Annotated in this window: 17 protein-coding genes and 1 tRNA gene; 9 read left to right on the plus strand and 9 right to left on the minus strand. The window is 59.5% G+C overall.

Features of this window, described 5'->3' with window-relative positions; translation table 11 throughout:
- Positions 1 to 72: 72 nt before the first annotated feature.
- The gene (locus IH944_05550) at positions 73 to 600 is read right to left on the minus strand and encodes a TlpA family protein disulfide reductase (GenBank protein ID MCH7904018.1); all 528 of its coding nucleotides are present in this window, start codon (positions 598 to 600) and stop codon (positions 73 to 75) included.
- Positions 601 to 685: 85 nt separating this feature from the next.
- On the opposite strand from IH944_05550, the gene IH944_05555 reads away from it, so the two are divergent.
- Positions 686 to 2,062: a hypothetical protein gene (locus IH944_05555; GenBank protein ID MCH7904019.1), complete on the plus strand. Its 1,377-nt coding sequence runs from the start codon at positions 686 to 688 to the stop codon at positions 2,060 to 2,062.
- On the opposite strand, the gene pheT is transcribed toward IH944_05555, so the two are convergent.
- From pheT to pheS, 3 genes are all read right to left on the minus strand, one after another.
- Positions 1,986 to 4,022 carry a phenylalanine--tRNA ligase subunit beta gene (gene pheT, locus IH944_05560; protein ID MCH7904020.1) on the minus strand — a complete coding sequence of 679 codons (2,037 nt, stop codon included), beginning with the start codon at positions 4,020 to 4,022 and terminating at the stop codon, positions 1,986 to 1,988. The genes IH944_05555 and pheT overlap by 77 nt on opposite strands.
- Positions 4,023 to 4,105: 83 nt before the next feature.
- Positions 4,106 to 4,597, minus strand: a complete 492-nt coding sequence (locus IH944_05565) for a transposase (protein ID MCH7904021.1) — start codon at positions 4,595 to 4,597, stop codon at positions 4,106 to 4,108.
- 89 nt (positions 4,598 to 4,686) lie between these two features.
- Positions 4,687 to 5,682 (minus strand): phenylalanine--tRNA ligase subunit alpha, encoded by a 996-nt coding sequence (gene pheS / locus IH944_05570; protein ID MCH7904022.1) that lies wholly within the window; start codon positions 5,680 to 5,682, stop codon positions 4,687 to 4,689.
- Positions 5,683 to 5,796: 114 nt separating this feature from the next.
- Here pheS and IH944_05575 point away from each other — a divergent pair, with 114 nt between their 5' ends.
- Positions 5,797 to 6,786 carry a flagellar basal body-associated FliL family protein gene (locus IH944_05575; GenBank protein ID MCH7904023.1) on the plus strand — a complete coding sequence of 330 codons (990 nt, stop codon included), beginning with the start codon at positions 5,797 to 5,799 and terminating at the stop codon, positions 6,784 to 6,786.
- On the opposite strand, the gene IH944_05580 is transcribed toward IH944_05575, so the two are convergent.
- Positions 6,771 to 8,120, minus strand: coding sequence for a glycosyltransferase family 39 protein (locus IH944_05580; GenBank protein MCH7904024.1), 1,350 nt, complete (start codon positions 8,118 to 8,120; stop codon positions 6,771 to 6,773). The two genes, IH944_05575 and IH944_05580, sit on opposite strands and share 16 nt — an antisense overlap.
- Before the next feature lie 54 nt (positions 8,121 to 8,174).
- Here IH944_05580 and IH944_05585 point away from each other — a divergent pair, with 54 nt between their 5' ends.
- From IH944_05585 to IH944_05615, 7 genes are all read left to right on the plus strand, one after another.
- Complete coding sequence (locus IH944_05585; protein ID MCH7904025.1) at positions 8,175 to 8,777, plus strand: UbiX family flavin prenyltransferase; 603 nt, start codon at positions 8,175 to 8,177, stop codon at positions 8,775 to 8,777.
- Entirely contained in the window at positions 8,756 to 9,709 is a 954-nt protein-coding gene (locus IH944_05590) for a TIGR01777 family protein (protein MCH7904026.1), read from the plus strand. The genes IH944_05585 and IH944_05590 overlap by 22 nt, the downstream gene beginning before the upstream one ends.
- A gap of 49 nt (positions 9,710 to 9,758) precedes the next feature.
- Positions 9,759 to 11,174, plus strand: a complete 1,416-nt coding sequence (tig, locus tag IH944_05595; protein MCH7904027.1) for a trigger factor — start codon at positions 9,759 to 9,761, stop codon at positions 11,172 to 11,174.
- Positions 11,175 to 11,246: 72 nt separating this feature from the next.
- Positions 11,247 to 11,849: an ATP-dependent Clp protease proteolytic subunit gene (locus IH944_05600; protein ID MCH7904028.1), complete on the plus strand. Its 603-nt coding sequence runs from the start codon at positions 11,247 to 11,249 to the stop codon at positions 11,847 to 11,849.
- Between the two features lie 11 nt (positions 11,850 to 11,860).
- Complete coding sequence (clpX, locus tag IH944_05605) at positions 11,861 to 13,174, plus strand: ATP-dependent protease ATP-binding subunit ClpX (protein MCH7904029.1); 1,314 nt, start codon at positions 11,861 to 11,863, stop codon at positions 13,172 to 13,174.
- Positions 13,175 to 13,330: 156 nt separating this feature from the next.
- On the plus strand, positions 13,331 to 13,678 hold the full coding sequence (locus tag IH944_05610) for a hypothetical protein (GenBank protein ID MCH7904030.1): 348 nt from the start codon (positions 13,331 to 13,333) through the stop codon (positions 13,676 to 13,678).
- Positions 13,679 to 13,757: 79 nt separating this feature from the next.
- Positions 13,758 to 13,831: transfer RNA gene (locus tag IH944_05615), tRNA-Gln, on the plus strand.
- 56 nt (positions 13,832 to 13,887) lie between these two features.
- Here the strand turns inward: IH944_05615 and IH944_05620 are convergent.
- The 4 genes from IH944_05620 to IH944_05635 form a co-directional block, all read right to left on the minus strand.
- Positions 13,888 to 14,322: a hypothetical protein gene (locus IH944_05620; protein MCH7904031.1), complete on the minus strand. Its 435-nt coding sequence runs from the start codon at positions 14,320 to 14,322 to the stop codon at positions 13,888 to 13,890.
- An 88-nt stretch (positions 14,323 to 14,410) separates the two neighbouring features.
- Positions 14,411 to 14,590 (minus strand): hypothetical protein, encoded by a 180-nt coding sequence (locus tag IH944_05625; protein MCH7904032.1) that lies wholly within the window; start codon positions 14,588 to 14,590, stop codon positions 14,411 to 14,413.
- A complete protein-coding gene (locus IH944_05630) occupies positions 14,569 to 14,991 on the minus strand; it encodes a hypothetical protein (protein ID MCH7904033.1) in 423 nt (140 codons plus the stop codon). Before IH944_05630 ends, IH944_05625 begins: the two co-directional genes overlap by 22 nt.
- Before the next feature lie 2 nt (positions 14,992 to 14,993).
- The gene (locus IH944_05635) at positions 14,994 to 16,496 is read right to left on the minus strand and encodes a sulfatase (GenBank protein MCH7904034.1); all 1,503 of its coding nucleotides are present in this window, start codon (positions 16,494 to 16,496) and stop codon (positions 14,994 to 14,996) included.
- Between the last annotated feature and the right edge of the window lie 65 nt (positions 16,497 to 16,561).

Raw genomic sequence — 16,561 nt, forward strand, 5'->3', positions numbered from 1 at the left:
GTCTGTAAGGACAACGTTTCTCGCTGTGGCGATGTTCCGCACTAGGGCCCTTAGACCTGGTGCTAGCCGCAGTTAGCTCTTCAGCAGCTTCTCGATCGTCTTTTCAAACTGCTTCTTCGATGGTGGGCCGAACCCGACTTCGACGGTGTCGATCTTGCCGTCCCGGTCGATGAAGACGAAAGTGGGCAGGCCTTCGACGCCCCACTCGTCGACAAGCTTTTGGTTGTCGTGCGTGATCACGTAGCTGTAGCCGTGCTCGTCCCTGTACGCGGTTGCGGCGACTCCCTCTGCATCCTCGCCGGTGTTAGCTCCGATTACGACGAGCCCTTGGTCGCCGTACCTTTCATGCAGCTCCTGCATGAAAGGCGACGCCGTTCTGCAAGGCGGGCACCACGATGCCCAGAAATCCACCAGCACGACCCGGCCTTTCAAGTCCTTGCTCGAAAACTCCTCACCGTCGATCGAGGTCATGGTCCACTCCGGGATCTTCTTACCAACGGCCTGTTCGATATCTGATGTGGACAGCGCAGACGCAACGATTGCGATTACAAGCCCCGCAGCGCCGAACAGTACCAGCTTTTTGACTAAGTCGATATTCATGGTCGTTCTCTACCTATTCTAATGCCTCGGAGGATCGAATCGTTTCCATCACCTGTCAACTGTGTGCCCTTCGGTATATTCACGAGTGTTGAAGCGGTGGTTGCCTTGGCTGGTCGTCGTGGTCGCAGTGTGCGCGTTGGTTTACGCGGGCAAGGCGACCTCATCCATGCTCCTTCAGGACACGGATACCGTCGCGCTTCTGAACAGAATCCGCGAGGTTAAAGACCCGATGGCGTGGTTCAAAGGCGACTGGCCTCTGCAGAACCACTTCTACCGCCCGATTTCGACTCTGACCTTCGAGTGGGACAACGCGCGTTTCGGCGACGATGCCGCAGGGTACGGGCGGACCAACGCAATCATCGCAGTCGTTTGCATCGTGCTGCTTTTCTGGCTGTTGCGCGAGCTGACCGATTCGCCCTGGCTCGCCGGCGTTTCAACTGTGCTGTTCGGGGTCTGGCACCTCGGCAGTTCCTACTTCAGCCTTCTTGCGACTGCTCTCTTGTGGCTCGCGCCGCTCTGTCTCTTGGGAGTGTTGCGGGGAGGGAAGCAGAAGATCGCTCCGTGTGCGGTCGCTGCGCTTGGGTGCCTCTTTCTGTCGTCGCAGCTGCTTCCGGTCGAGCCGTTCTCCGAACGCATCCTCGACTGGCTTCCTGGCCGCACCGCGTCGGTCATGACGGTATTCGCGCTGATCTCGATGGCGGCGTTTGCGCGGTACGTGCGGCTGTCAGGAAAACGCGCGCCGATGAAAGCGTCTGTCGACGATGTTCCGGATTCGAAGCACGCGCCATCGCCGGTCGAGCCGTCGAAGTTCGTCTGGCTATGGGTCTTGGTCGCGCTTGCGGGAGTCGTTCTCGCTCTCGGCAGCTACGAGCAGGCAGTCATGCTCCCTGCGGCAATGGTCGGCGTCGCGATCCTGTTCGCCGTGCGCGGGCAGAGGTCGGCGTTCTGGCCCCACGTCTGCTTCTGGCTGTTGATCGTCGGCTATTACTTCCTGCGCTTACAAGTTTTGCCGGCTGAGAGTTCGGGGTATCAGGATCAGCAATTTAGATCAGGCTCGGGGATGTTCATCATCCTCGGCGAGTATGCCTTGCCCGGTATCTTCGCTCTTTACATGACCCTCCCCGGCCTTTTCGCAGGCCCTGCGATACTGCTGACCGGTTCGTTCTGGATGCCCGTGCTGACGGCCGTCGGCAACTTCACGACTTACTGGCGCGCGTGGGGAGACAGGAACCTGCGGTGGCTGGTTTTCGGTTTTCTCAGCCTTTCGTTCGTCACTTATCTGCCGATGGCGTGGCTGAAGGACTTCGGGCACTACCACTACTGGCCTTCTGCGTTGCGCGCGCCGTTCGTGGTTCTGCTGTTCGTGCTGGTGATGAAGCTCGTGGCTAGCGCAGCTTCGCTCCCAGAGCTTCGAGCGCCTGCACGGCGGCGTCCCGCACCTGGTTCGCTTCTTCGTCCGTGAAGTTCTCGCCCTGCTTGCGGAGCTGCAGCGCGATCGCGAGGCTGTGCGACCCCTCGGGGATGCCCTTGCCCTCGTAGACGTCGAACAGCCACTGCTTCTCGAGAACTTCGCCACACGCTTCTCCGACGGCAATTTCCAAATCTGCGAAGGAGACGCTCTTTTCGACCACTACCGCGATGTCGCGGCGGGTTGCCGGGTTTCGGCTGACGCGCTTAAGGTGCCGCTCGGTCGCGTTCCGCTCAGAGAGAGTCGAGAGGTCGATCTCGGCGATCACCGTCTCTTTCGGCAGGTCTGTCTGTTCTGCGACGGTCGGGTGAATCTGTCCGAACACCCCGACGCGCTCGCCATCGACCGTCAGGACTGCTTGCCTGGTGGGGTGCATGCGCAGGTCTGGCTGCTCTGGCGCTGTGATTTCCGCCGTCGCGTCGATGCTCGCGCAGACACGCTCGACGACGCCCTTCATGCTGTAGAAGTCTGCGGTCGGCGACTGCTCTTTCTGCCAGTCCTCGTGCGGGTCTCCTCCGGTCGATAGGATCGCGAGGTCGAAGTGCTCGCGGTCCGGACTGAACACCTTACCGATCTCGAAGAGGTGCAGGTTCTGGTTGCCGTTCTTGTTCGCCGCGTCCGCGACAGAGGGCAGGTTGCTGTTGCGCAGAAAGGCGATCTCAGGCGAGTGCGGGTTGCGGACCTTAAGCCGTTCGCCAGGTGCGTCGAGCGGGTGGACGTTGCGCAAGCTGTGACTGATCGTCTGCGTCAGGCCACACCTGAGAAGCTCTTCTCGCACTCGGTCGATCTTCGCGTCCGCGCCGAACACTCCGCCGCGCGTCGTCTCGCCCTTCGGCAGAATCTCGGGGATCTTCTCATAGCCGTGGATGCGGCCGATCTCCTCGACAAGGTCGTCCTCGCGCAGGATGTCGATGCGCCAGGTTGGTGCCGTGCACACCAGGCTGCTGTCGCTCTGTTCGACCTCGAAGCCGAGCTTTTTCAGGTAGCCGGTGGCCTCATCCTGCGCTACGTCCATTCCTAAAACCTTCGCGACGCGGCTCATGCGGACGATGATCGGCTCGGGCTTCGGTGGGCGCGGGTACACGTCGATGATTCCGCGCACGGACCAGTCGCCGGTCGCCTCCTCATAAAGCTCAGTGAACCGGTTCAGCGCGGCGACGACTTGCTCTGGGTCGACGTACCTCTCGAACCGGTAGCTCGCCTCGCTCGATATGCCGAGCCTCGTGCGCGTGTTCCGCACAGATTTGTGGTCGAAGCTCGCGCTCTCCAAGAGCATCGTTTTCGTCGTGTCGCCGACTTCGCTCTCCATCCCACCCATCACGCCCGCGATCGCGACGGGGCACGACGCATCGCAGATCATCATGTCTTTCGTGGTGATCGTCCGCTTCTCCTCGTCGAGCGTCGTGAACGTTTTCTCCTTTGCATCCGCTTGCCGCACGACGATCCTTTTTCCTTCCAGCTTGTCCAGATCGAAAGCGTGCAGCGGCTGACCGGTCTCGAACATCACGTAGTTCGTCAGATCGACGAGCAGCGAGATGGGGCGCTGACCGATCTGCCTGAGCCGGTCTTGGATCCAGCCGGGCGTAGGGCTGTTCTTGACGTCCTCGAATACCCGGCAGCCGTATCTGTTGCAGCGGTCGGTCTCGATCTCGACGCTGGTCAGCTTGCTCGCCTCGTCGGCCATCTGGTCGCCGGCCTCGAAACGGACTTGCGCCCTTTCGTAGAGCGCCTTCGGCTTGGCGCTCGCGTCCTTGGCGAGCAGTTCGCGCGCGACCCCGATCACGCTCGGCCCGTCTCCGCGGTTCGCCATGATGTTGACGTCCAGCACGTTCTCGCCCTCGACCACCGCGATCCCCTCGATCTCGAACCCGGTCATAGTCAGTAGGTCGCCGATCTCCTCGACGGAGAGCGGCGTGTCCACGTAGTCCCGGAGCATGGATTCGGTCAGCTTCACGGCACGGCTATTCTACTTAGTTCTGTTTTTGGGTGGCATGGGTGACCTACTGGATCACCCATGCGGCTTCAGCCGGGATTGGACTAAACTTTCGCATAATCCGGCTTGATCAGTCCTGACTCTCTGTCCTGGTACCACTTTGCTGATGACCACAAGTAGTCAGACGGACTACTGCAAAGACCTGCCTTGACAGGGTTCATATGGATATAGTCGATACTTGCTTGCGTCGCCTTCGTGGTGAAAAGATTTCGGTCATACCCACCACCTTTTTGCCAGACTCTCGGCTGATTGCAACGTGCGAGTTTGATCATCTGGCGAGAGAACGGTTGCTTGATAGACTTGAGTATCTCTGCGACCTTTGCGCCCTCTGTTCCCGGCCACACAAGCAGGTGGACGTGCTGGGGCATCAAGACGTATGCCCACAGTTCAAACTTCTGGCGCTCTCTCGCTTGACCAAGGTATTGCAGGAACAGTCTGCAGTTCTTGTCGATGCGGAAGTACTGGACGTTCTTGTATGTGCTGAACGTCAGTTCGTGCGCGTGTCCAGGCTCATCGTAGGAGATACGGTGTCCCATTGTTGAACTGCATTGTACATGGATGTGCTCACTGGCTAGCGCCACAGGGGCAATGCGGTTGCTTGCCCCTGCCACCCACGCTGCGGCGATTACCCGAACTGCTCCAGGAACCGGATGTCGTTGTCCATGAAGTAACGCAGGTCGTCGACGCCGTACGCCATCATCGGGACGCGCTCGACTCCGAGGCCGAACGCAAACCCGCTGTACCGCTCCGTGTCGATGCCGTAGGCGTCCAGGATGTTCGCGTGGATCATCCCCGCGCCGCCGAGCTCGACCCACTTGCCGTCGAACAGCTTCGGCGTCGAGATTGAGTAGTCCACCCCCGGCTCGACGAACGGGAAGAAGTCCGGTCGGAATCGCACCTTAGCACCTTCGCCAAACATATCGGAGGCGAAAGCCCGCAGCGTCCCCTTAAGGTGCGCCATCGAAATCCCTTCGTCGACCATGAACGCATCGACCTGGTGGAACGTGTGGCCGTGCGTGCGATCGACCGCCTCGTTGCGGAAGCAGCGCCCGACAGTGAAGAACCGGAAGGGCGGTTTGAACTCCTCGAAGATCCGACCCTGGAACGCCGTGCCCTGCGTGCGAAGAAGGTGCGTGTCGTCCACGTAGAACGTGTCCTGGTCGTCCATCGCGGGGTGGTTGGGCGGGTAGTTCAGCGCCTCGAAGTTGTACTTGAACTCCTCCAGCTCCAGCCCTTCGTAGTAGGTGAAGCCGAGGGACGACAAGGTTTTCTTGATCTTGTTCGTCGCTTGCTGCAACACGTGCTCGAGCCCAGCCTGCGGCGGGCGAGACGGCATCGTCACATCGATCCGCTCCGCATCGAACTGCGAGGCAAGCTCGCCTGACTTCAAATCCCCCACGCGAGAGTCGATCAGCGACTGCAACCGCGCCGTCGCCTCGTTCACCCCCGCCCCGAACTTCGGCCTTTCTTCCTTGGAAAGAGACCCGATGGAGCGCATCAAGCCGGTGAGTTCGCCGTGCTTGCCCAGGTACTTCAGCTCTAGCTCGCGCAGCTCGGCGGTCGTAGCCGCGGCCGCAACCGCAGAACGCGCTGCTGACTCCAGTTCGGCGATCTGCTCCATCTGACGGACAGTTTGAAGCTAAGGCGCACCCAGAAGCAAGCTGGCGGGCCTTCCGAGCCGAACCGTGTGAAATTTGCCTGGGAATGCGGAATGTACAGGTTGGAGTTCGTGTAAATGGCGGAAGAGCAGGTAAGGCGAAGAATTGAGGATAGGGAGGAGGAGCCGGTCGAGGCCGCAAAGCCGAAGAAGAAGCTGAGCCCGAAGGCCAGGAAGAAGGCTGCCCTAAAAGCCAAGAAACAGGCCAAGCTCGACAAGAAGCAAGCCAAGCTGGACAAAAAGGCCGCTCGGCTAGAAGCGAAGAAGGGCAAAGCCGGAAAGAAGGCGAAGAAGGCCAAGGTTGAAGAGGTTCCGAAGGACAGCGAGGCCGCAGAGAAGCCGAAGAGGGACAAGGTTGAAGAAGGCCCGATCGACCGCGGTGCCAGAGAGAGACCTAACGAGGCCAAGAACGAAGAACGCCCGGCGGACAGCGATGCCGGAGAGAAACCGAAGAAGGCCAAGAAAGGCAAGAAGGACAAGAAGGCCAAGAAGGGCAAGAAGGCCAAGAAGGGTGAAGAAGACGCCAAGGGCGGCAAGAAAAAAGGAAAGCTGCCGATCATCGCCGCGATCGTCGTCGTCTTAGGCGCTGGCGGCTTTTTCGGTCTCAAGATGGCGAACGGCCCTGCTGAGGAGCCCGAAATCGAGCTCGGCGAAATGATGCAGCTCGGCGAATTCATCGTCAATCTCAGCGGCGGAAAATACTATTTGCAAGCTGAGATAACGCTGCACCTGTTTGAAGGGTACGAGCACGGCGGCGGCGGGCACGGCGGGGAGGAGGAAGGCGCCGATGGACTATCTCCTGTACGCGACGCGATCATCACCGTGATGTCGAGCGCAACGCTGGAGGAGGTCTTGACCACCGCTGGCAAGGAGCAGCTCAAGCGTGATCTTGCCGAGGCGATCAACAAGGCGATGCTGGCCGCCAGCCACGACGATAGCGCGGACTCTCACGACGAGGACGGAGCAGAAGGAGAAGAGGAAGAGCCGAAGCACCCTGAATGGCACTCGCAAGAAGGGCCGGTGCTCATGGTGTACTTCGACAAGTTTGCTGTTCAGCCGATGCGTTGATGAGGCTTCGAGCCCGTAGTTTGGGCGGCGACCAAGCTTCGCGACGCCAACACGAGCAGCCAAGCAGCGTGCATGCAGATGAACGGCAGCACCGGAAACGCGAATCGCGGATTGCCGAAGAACACCATCGACAGTAGCGCCGTGTACGCGATGAGTACCAGTCCGGTAACCGGAAGCCTGAGTCGATCCGCACCCTTAAATCTCAGAATAAGTGAGCCAAGAAGCGAGCCCAAGAACAGCAACATAACAGCTCCGTGATACCATCGGGTGTACCGTTTCGAGAACTTGTACAAGGGGCGATCGACGCCAGTGCCCGGCACGTTGACGACCTCCTTCACCTTTTGAAACGCCCAGTACGGCCCATCGCTGGAGTAGCCGAACGTGTGCCACAGCTTGCTTGGCAAGAGCCGCAGGGTAACCCCAGGATTATCGCGAGCGTAAGTCAGCGCCTCGCTTCTGGCCCGTTTATCGCGCTCGAACTCAGATTCGCCGGGCGCTGTAGGCAACGCCTCTTCCGGCGGCATGTACCGCCCTGTGGCGGCGGGGTTGTTTCCTATGAGCAGGTTGTCGCCCATGTTCGTGCTGACAATGATGGGCTCGCCGAGTACGGAAACGTTGCGCGCCGCCCAGGGCACGACGACGAGCAGCAGCCCGACGTACGCGGCGCGGATGGACGGCCAGATCTTGTGCGACTCGGGGTTGCCCGAGTCGCGTCTTGCCCAAAGCAGCGCGAGCAGTGGCAAAAGGATCGCTTGCGGCCTCACCAATGTCGCCATGCCGAACACAAGGCCGACCAGGAACGACCGTTTGCGATTGCCAGGAGCATCCAACGACCAGTAAACTCCGACGAGTGAAAGGAGCGTGTACAGCGGTTCGGCGGCCAAGATTCCTGAGTAAGCGATCCAGCTGAAGTGAAACGACAAGAGCAACGTCGCAACGACGGCGATGGCGTTGGATCGAAACAGACGGTGCGCCAGTCGGAACGTGACGACCAGCGACAGCATCACGAGCAGGAGGTTCAGACCCTTCGCCAGTGTGATGGCTGGCTTGATCGCCATGAAGAACGGGCTCAAGAACAGCGAATAACCGGGAGGCCAGTAGGCAGTAGGCTCGCCGTTCACCGCGTATCCGTTGCCGGTTGAAAGGGAGACTGCGCGCTCGAAGTACCACCAGTAGTCCGTGACCGGCATCGTGTTGACCTTCCAAAGCCACAGAGCGCGGACAAGCAGAGAAACGAGCAGCACTGCGGCGAGCGCTTTCCACGACCAAGGCCCCGCGTCCACAGATCCTATCGGACGAGTGGTGAGTCGAAATTTGCTCGGTTCCAGGCTCATCTTTTGTCCTACAAGCGGACGGTAGCGCTGCCCGTGCCGTACACTGCTGGTCGGATGTCAACGGGCAAGTTGGTAGTCGGTGTCACGGGTGCCAGCGGCGCAGCGTACGCCCGGCGTTTTTTGCGGGTCGCTGCGCCGATCTGGTCGGAAGTGTATCTCATGATGACCGACCAAGCGTTCGACGTTGCCAGAATCGAGCTAGGCGTGGCGCCAGACCGAGAGAACTTCCGAACGGACGAGTGGCTCGGCGAAGCGTTCGACAACGTGAGGCTGTGCGGTACGCGAGACTTCTTCACGTCGCCGGCGTCTGGCTCGTTCCGACACGACGGCATGGTGATCGTGCCGTGCTCGATGGGCACCGCCGGTCGGATCGCGAACGGCGTGAGCAACGACCTTTTGACGCGTGCCGCCGACGTCTGCCTCAAGGAAGGCCGGAAGCTGATACTCGTACCGAGGGAGATGCCGTGGAGCTTGATCATGCTGCGCAACATGACCCAGTTGGCGGAGGCCGGCGCGACGATACTGCCAGCATCGCCGGCTTGGTACAACGGTCCGAAGACGCTCGACGACCTTGTCGATACCGTCGTTGCGCGGATCTTGCAAAACCTCGGCGTCGAACACGACATTGTTGGGCAGTGGATGGTAGACGACGAATGACGGGCGGTCGCATCGTCATCGCGGGAGGCACCGGGCTGATCGGGCGAGCGTTGGCGGGGAAGTGGTCGAGCGACGGTGTAGAAGTCGTCGTGCTCTCTCGCGGCCTCATTGAGGTGGCGGGTGCTCGTCGCGTTACTTGGGATGCCCAAAGTGCTGGCGAATGGGTCTCAGTTATCGACGGTGCGTCCGCCGTGATCAATCTGTCGGGTTTCCCCGTGATCCACAGGTGGACCGCAGATAACAAGAGAATCATGCGCGACTCCAGGGTGCTGTCGACTCGTGCGATCGGGGAGGCGATCGCTGCTTGTCAGGCTCCTCCTCAGACATGGATCAACGCGAGCGCAGTCGGTTACTACGGCGATACAGGCGCGAGGGAGGTTTCAGAGGCAACGCGTGCCGGTGAGGGCTTCCTGCCGGAGATGTGCCAGGAGTGGGAGCAAGAGGTAGATGACGCCGATGTGGGTGAGACTCGTCGCGTGAAGCTGCGGATCGGAGTTGTGCTGGCAAGAGACGGGGCGTTCGTCAAGCAGTTGTCGTCGATAACAAAGGCGTTCTTGGGGTCTGCCGTCGGGAGCGGCGAGCAGTACATTAGCTGGATTCACATCGATGACGTCGTTCGCATCATTGACTGGTGCTTGGAGTCCGGTCTGTCTGGAGCGCTCAACGCGGTCGCCCCTGAGCCGGTCACGAACGCTGCGATGATGGCGGAGTTTCGGCGGATACTGAAAAGGCGGGCACTTCCGAAGCCGCCAACACCGGTGATTCGAGCCGTGGCTTGGCTCAGGCGGATGGAGCCAGAGCTGTTGCTCACCGGGCAAAAAGTTCGTTCAGAGATCGCCCTGGCCAACGGCTTCAGGTTCAAATTCGCGTCCCTGAGGCTGGCGCTTGAAGACCTCCTGGCCGTGCCGGAGACGGTGCCGACCGGCAACTGACGGCGGCCCTGAACGCCCAGCAGTGCTTGGGTAGACTCGTTTACTTCCGATGAGTACTGAGCCCAGCTCGGAGATGCAAATTTCTCGCGATGACCTGAATCCGTGTACAGTCGTGCTCGAAGTCGTCTGTTCCGCCAAGCAGGTTGAAACAGCGTTCAAGCGGGTACTCAAGGAGTACGGGAAGCGGGTTCGAATCCCGGGTTTCAGAGCTGGCCAGGCACCGTCGGCGATGATCGAGAAGGCGGTGCCCCTCGGCGATCTGGAAGGTGCGGCTATGGAAGAGGCGATCCGCGCAAGCTTGCGCAAGGCGCTCACCGACGAGTCGCTGAACGCCGTTGCCCAGCCGGCGGTCGATCTCAAGAAGTTCACGCGAGAGCCCCCAGAGTGCGAGTACACGGCCAAAGTTCCGCTCGCGCCGCAGGTCGAGCTAGGCGAGTACGAGGGTCTGCAAGCGGAAAAGTACAGGATCGAAGTCACCGAAGCCGATATCGAGCGCCAGATCGACGAATTGAGGTCCAGAAGCGGCCAGCGCAAGGAGGTGGCCGACCGTGGTTTGCAAGCAGGGGACAACGCGCTCGTCAACATCAAGATCGAGGGGGACGAGGGGGACGGTCGCAACTTTGTCGTCGTGGCCGGCCAGACGTTCGAGGGCCTCGATACTGCCCTCATGGGTATGCAGCTCGACGACATCAAGTCCGTCGACCTCACCTTTCCGGAGGCGTTCGAGGAGCAGGATTTGGCCGGTCAGACCGAGAAGTGCACCGTCACGCTTCGATCGCTGAGCGCGATAGAACTTCCTGCGCTCGATGACGATTTCGCCAAGAGCCTGAGCCTAGAAGACGTGTCCGAACTGCGCGCACGGGTCGAGACTCGCATTCGAGAGGTCAGGCAACAGCTTTCCGAAGAGATGGTGCACGAGCGAATCATCGAGCAGTTGCATGCGGCGAGCACCGTTCACGTTGCAGATAACCTTTGGGAGGCCGTGGCGGAGCGTCGCCTCAGCAACATCAAGGAGCAGTTGAAGGAGAAGGGCACCGACCTCGGAGCTTACGTGCAGCAGAACGGGATGACGGAAGAGCAGTTCGTAAAGGCGCAGCGGCAGGAGGCGAAGACGCACGTCGAGCGAGCAGCGATCATAGACTCAGTTTTCAAGCAGGAGGGGTTGGCGATCACCAACGAGGACACGAACGCCCAGTTCTTGAAAATCGCATATGAAAACAACGTACTGCCGGAAAAAATGACCGAGTTCGCAAAGGAGTTCGGCCCTCAAATCCAGGATGAAATCGTGAACAGAACGATGTACGCCAAAGTGCTGGGGCTCCTGACCGAAAAGGCTAAAATAACCGAGGTGGACCCGCCGGTCGGGCCGACGGGAGATCAGGTTCAAAGCGACACTGCGATAGAGGCACGGGATATCGAGCGATCTCCTGCCCGACAGGAGAATGACTTGGAGAGTAAAAAGTAAGCTATGTCGAACCTGAAAACAGGGCCAGGATCGCCCGATAACCATAACGGTCCAGGAGTTTCCAACGTATCCATGAGTAACGTGACAGCAGGAGTTCCGTTCGTCATCGAGCAGACGGCCCGTGGTGAGCGCACATACGATATATGGTCTCGGCTGCTCAAGGACAGAATCGTCTTCCTCGGAACCCCGATCGACGACTACGTGGCGAACCTAATCATCGCCCAGTTGCTGTTCTTGGAGAAGGAAGATCCGGACAAGGACATAGATTTCTACATCCACACAGCGGGCGGCTCCGTGAGCGCGGGCCTCGCCATATTCGACACAATGGAGATGATCAAGCCGGATGTCGCGACGATCTGTGTCGGGCAGGCAGCCTCGATGGGAGCAGTGTTGCTCGCTGGCGGAGCCAAGAAGAAGCGGTACGGCTTGCAGAACAGCCGGATAATGATCCACCAGGTCTCTGGAGGAACCCAAGGCTCTGTCGCAGACATGAAGATCGCGATCGCTGAGGCAGACCGGTACATGGAGACCCTGATAGGTATTCTCAGCAAGGCGAGCGGAAAGAAGGTCGAACAGGTTCGAAAGGACAGTGATCGGGATTACTTCATGTCAGCTCAAGAAGCGTTGGACTACGGATTGATTGACGAGGTATTGAAGCCGGGTGCGAAGAAGTAAGGAATTGATTGATGGCGCGAATAGACGAAACGAATCGGTGTTGCCTCTGCGGAAAGACGAAGGATCCGGCCGAAGGCGGTCGAAAGATCATCGTCGGATTGCACGGGGCCGTCTGTTCGGATTGCGTCAACCTTTGCAACGATATCCTGACTACCGGCGAAGACCTCCCGATTGGAGGTTTGGCAGACGAGTCAGGCTTTGGCGAGACGTCGTTCAAATCAGTCGGGTCTGAGCCGAAGACCGTGCCGAAGCCGAAAGAGATAGTCGGCTATCTTGAGAACTACGTCATCGGCCAAGAACACGCGAAGCGTTCGCTGTCTGTCGCGATCTACAACCACTACAAGAGGGTCTCGAGCGACCGGGCGGACGACGACGTCGAACTGCAAAAGAGCAACATCCTCATGGTCGGACCGACCGGATCGGGCAAGACGCTGCTGGCTCAGACCCTGGCTCGAATGCTCGAAGTGCCGTTCGCCATGACCGACGCGACGGCGCTGACCGAGGCAGGGTACGTCGGCGAAGACGTCGAGAACATCCTGCTCAAGCTGTACCAGTCCGCTGAGCAGCTGGACTCATCGAACGCGCAGTCGCTGTGTGAGAAAGGGATTATCTACGTCGATGAGATCGACAAGATCGGTCGAAAGAGCGACAACCCGTCGATCACGCGCGACGTCAGCGGCGAAGGCGTTCAACAGGCGCTGCTCAAGATTCTGGAGGGTACGGTCGCCAACGTTCCCCCGCAAGGTGGTCGCAAGCACCCGCAGCAAGAGTACATCCCCATCGATACGACGAACATTCTGTTCATCTGCGGCGGGGCATTTGAAGGGCTTTCAGATATTATCATGCGCCGACAGAAGGAGAACGTGCTCGGGTTCCGCGCCAATCCATCGAGCAAGGCCGAGCGCAAGAAGGACATACTCCGCAACGTCCTTCCCGAAGACCTTCTAAAGTACGGCCTCATTCCGGAGTTCATCGGTCGATTGCCTGTGATTACTACCCTCGAGGAACTCGATGAAGAGGCGCTTATCAGGATTCTGACAGAGCCGAAGAACGCGATTACGAAGCAGTACAAGAAGTTCTTCGAACTGGACAACGTTGAACTGGAGTTCGAGGAAGGGGTGCTCAAGGAGATCGCGGCGGAGGCGATGAAAAGGAAGACCGGCGCACGAGCGCTGCGAGCGATCTTGGAGAACATCATGCTCGAGGTGATGTACGAGGTGCCGAGCAACGACGACATCAAGAAAGTGATCGTTCCGGTGGGCTCCGTAGCTGGCACGGCTGAACCACAGTTGCTGACAGAGGCGGAAGCGAAGGAGGCCAGCTAGGCTACTGGCCGGTAAGTTCACTGCTGGCAACAAAACCGTATACGCTCGCACCCTGTTAAGAGTGCGAGCGTTTTCATGTGGCGAATGTTGAATAAATGGGTTGTCGAGTCGCCTCGGATGTGACTTGGCTAATCTGAAAAGGCTGAAATTGCGGTTATGTATTTGATTTCTTGGAATCCCGGCAAGCGCCAGATTGAGGCGAGTTTTGGTGGCTACATCACGAACGGCGAGGCGAAAGTGTTTCTGGAGGAGATGACTGAGTACCTTCGGATGCACAGCGACGAACCGTTCAGCATCCTGATCGACTATGCGACTGTCCGGCGGATGGACGACGGGGTTTTGACGTCGTTCGAGAACGCGCGAGAGGCTGGCCAGTTCGCCGGCGCGGAGAAAGTGACGTTCGTCGCACGCACCGACGACGAGGCAGAAGACCTCACCGACAGCAGATTACAACAGGTCCTGGAAGGCCAGGAAGAGTACGTCGCTTATCGGCTGGCCGGCTAAGCGAGAACAAGGCGAACGGTCCGAAGACCGAGTACCCGTTGCAAAACTGGGGCAACTCTGCCAATATGAACGGCGGAGTTGCCCCATCGTCTAATGGTAGGACAGCGGTCTCTGGTACCGTAGGTTGGGGTTCGAATCCCTGTGGGGCAGCCAAGAAAAGTCGTTCGCATCGATCGCTCGCCGTCCAGTATCGAAGAGCGTTCAAGACGTTAGGTGCTGGCCCAGGGGTCGTTGGGGTCGTACAGGTCCGCTACCCCTAGATACTCTTTCAGCTCTTTCTCTGCCGCTACTTTGAGGGGATCGGGCTTCGGCTCGTTCGGGCGCGTCGCAACTGGGCCACGATTCATTGCCGACGCGAACCGTGCTAATAGAGGGGCTTGCGGAGTCTGCACGGACGGCAGCCGATCTCGCTCGGGGTGTGTCCCTCTTTGGTTTCTCGCTGGATCGGATCGGCCGGCGCGGCCAGCTAAAGCCGCTAGCGCGTTCATCTGTTGCTGAAACTGGTAGCAGTTTCGGGCGTCTTCCGGACCGAGAACGAACCGCTGTCGAGGAGCTTGCTGACCCAAGCCTAGCCCGATCAGGTTATCCAAACTCAGCCCGATCATGTCGCCCCAGTCCGGTACGAGCATGTTCTGTCCTGACATCGGATCCAAGATTCATTTTACCAGACCAAATTGCCCGAGCGACCGTGTGGCATGGTTGTCCCGATATCCGTGCGGGGCAGCCATGTTCTCAGCTCGTCTTTTCGAGCTGATTCACGACTTCTTCGTGGCTGTTTTCGCGAGCGTAGTCCAGCGCTGTCTTGCCTTCTTTGTCTCGGAGCGACCTGTCGGCGCCGCAAGGCAAGTCGACGCCCGCACTGAGCTGTTCGCGCATCAACTGTGGGCACTTCAAGCCTCTCTGTAGATCCATGCGCCTACAAGTGTCGAAAGCATCAGGCCGACGAGCGTTATGACCGCCCACAGAGCGAGCATGGTTGTCGGGAAGAGCCCCAGCATGCCGTAGCCCACTACTGCCAGGAAAGCACCGCCAAGCCAGAACATGAAGCCAACGAGAGCGGCGGTCTTCGGGCCCGGACCGTACCTCGACCTGGCCGCCGTGTAAAACCAGAGAGCGACGAAACCCCAAGTGAACCGCATGAGGCAGAACACCGCCAACGAAGCGAGACTTTGCGGAGGCGAGAACTGGTGAGCGTCTAGTATGGCGAACATCTCGTCCACATAGAGGCCGGTCGAGAGCAGTTGTACTGCAATCATCACCACCCCGGCCGCCAGGCCACCCAGCACGAACCGTCCACGGTTGATACGCGCCATTCTCAATCTCGTCCGCTATCATACATCGAGTTAAAGCAACCGTCAACGACAGCGGAATCAAGTTTGCGCCGCTCGACTTGTCTAGCACTGCATTTGCAGTGCGATGAGCTCAAGCCGCCCTTTCCAGGGGGTTGCACGAGGATGAACTCGTGGTCGTAACGCTCTGCGTTGTTCTTCAGCCAGAACGGGGAAGTGCGGAAGCGTGGGTACTGTAGCGTCGCTTCCCACGCGAACAGTTTCTTGAACAGCTCGCGCGCCTTTTCTGGTCGCTTCCACAGCAGGTTGTTCTGCTCGCTGATGTCTTCGGCGAGGTTGAACAGCATCGGCGGTCGGTCCGGCAGCCGGATCAGTTTCCAGTCTCCATCGCGGATGGCAGCGCCGAAGCCCAATCGCCAGTACAGCGTCTCGTGCGGTTCGCCATCTGCTGCTCCATTGAGAAAAGGCATTAGATCGAGACCGTCGAGCTTCGTGTCTTCTTCGGCAGGCAGTGATCCACCGCCAGCGATGATCGATGTTGTCATGATGTCGAGCGAGATCACGGGCAGGTCGTACGTTGTGCCCGGAGCGACGTGGCCCGGCCACTTCAGACAGAACGCGACGCGAACCCCGCCTTCGAGGAACGTGCCCTTCATGCCGTTCAGCGGAGCGTTGATCGCGCCTGCGTCGGTTTGTCCGCCGTTGTCGTTGAGGAAGATCACGATCGTGTTCTCCTCGACGCCCTGCTCGCGCAGCGTTCGCAGAACCTCGCCGACCTGCTGATCCATCGAGTCGACCATCGCGCAGTAAGTCCTGCGCCGTCTGTTCTCGATCCACTCGTATTTGGCGAGGTCTTCGTCCTTGGCTTGCAGCGGTGTGTGCGGGGCGCTGAAGCTCAAGTACAGGAAGAACGGGTCGTCTGCGTTGCGCTCGATAAACCTGCACGCCGCCTGCCCAAGGTCGTCGGTCAGATATGTGACAGGCCGCACCGGGCCCGGATTCGCCTCGAGCCTCGTCCTGCGATTGCCCTCGATCTCCCAGTACGAGCGGCTCCCGCCACGAAAGAAGTACCACTCGTCGAATCCCCGCTCCCTCGGATGAAAGTGGTCTTCTATACCGAGATGCCACTTGCCGATCACTCCGGTCGTATAGCCGAGATCCTTCATGTAGTCGGCAAACGTCAACTGCTCAAGCGGCAGGCCGATCATCTCGGGGATATCGCCCGGCTGGGCTTCGGTGACCCCTGCGTTGAACTCGTGTCCGAACCGCTGTTGGTACTTGCCGGTGAGCAGGCCGGCGCGCGACGGGCTGCAGACTGCGGCGCTGACATAACCCTGCGTGAAGATCACTCCGTTCGCCGCGATCGAGTCGATGTTCGGAGTCTCGATCTGCAGCGAGCCGGTGAATCCAAAGTCGCCATACCCCGCGTCGTCGCTGAAGATCAGGACGATGTTGGGCTTCTCTTGAGCGATCGCGAAGGCGGTGCCGACGACGAGCAACCCCGACAGAACAGAGCGAACTGCGCGCATAGGCGGCAGGTTACCTACGGGATCGGGTAAATCGGTTCTGGCTCGACATGGCTGCCCCGCACGGG

The organism is Armatimonadota bacterium (assembly GCA_022563855.1).
GTDB lineage: Bacteria > Armatimonadota > Fimbriimonadia > Fimbriimonadales > Fimbriimonadaceae > JADFMN01.

Coding starts and splice junctions, on each gene's coding strand:
- IH944_05550 (MCH7904018.1), bottom strand. CDS start 600: ATGAATATCGACTTAGTCAAAAAGCTGGTACTGTTCGGCGCTGCGGGG.
- IH944_05565 (MCH7904021.1), bottom strand. CDS start 4,597: ATGGGACACCGTATCTCCTACGATGAGCCTGGACACGCGCACGAACTG.
- pheS (MCH7904022.1), bottom strand. CDS start 5,682: ATGGAGCAGATCGCCGAACTGGAGTCAGCAGCGCGTTCTGCGGTTGCG.
- IH944_05575 (MCH7904023.1), top strand. CDS start 5,797: ATGGCGGAAGAGCAGGTAAGGCGAAGAATTGAGGATAGGGAGGAGGAG.
- IH944_05580 (MCH7904024.1), bottom strand. CDS start 8,120: ATGAGCCTGGAACCGAGCAAATTTCGACTCACCACTCGTCCGATAGGA.
- IH944_05585 (MCH7904025.1), top strand. CDS start 8,175: ATGTCAACGGGCAAGTTGGTAGTCGGTGTCACGGGTGCCAGCGGCGCA.
- tig (MCH7904027.1), top strand. CDS start 9,759: ATGAGTACTGAGCCCAGCTCGGAGATGCAAATTTCTCGCGATGACCTG.
- IH944_05600 (MCH7904028.1), top strand. CDS start 11,247: ATGAGTAACGTGACAGCAGGAGTTCCGTTCGTCATCGAGCAGACGGCC.
- clpX (MCH7904029.1), top strand. CDS start 11,861: ATGGCGCGAATAGACGAAACGAATCGGTGTTGCCTCTGCGGAAAGACG.
- IH944_05610 (MCH7904030.1), top strand. CDS start 13,331: ATGTATTTGATTTCTTGGAATCCCGGCAAGCGCCAGATTGAGGCGAGT.
- IH944_05620 (MCH7904031.1), bottom strand. CDS start 14,322: ATGTCAGGACAGAACATGCTCGTACCGGACTGGGGCGACATGATCGGG.
- IH944_05625 (MCH7904032.1), bottom strand. CDS start 14,590: ATGGATCTACAGAGAGGCTTGAAGTGCCCACAGTTGATGCGCGAACAG.
- IH944_05630 (MCH7904033.1), bottom strand. CDS start 14,991: ATGGCGCGTATCAACCGTGGACGGTTCGTGCTGGGTGGCCTGGCGGCC.
- IH944_05635 (MCH7904034.1), bottom strand. CDS start 16,496: ATGCGCGCAGTTCGCTCTGTTCTGTCGGGGTTGCTCGTCGTCGGCACC.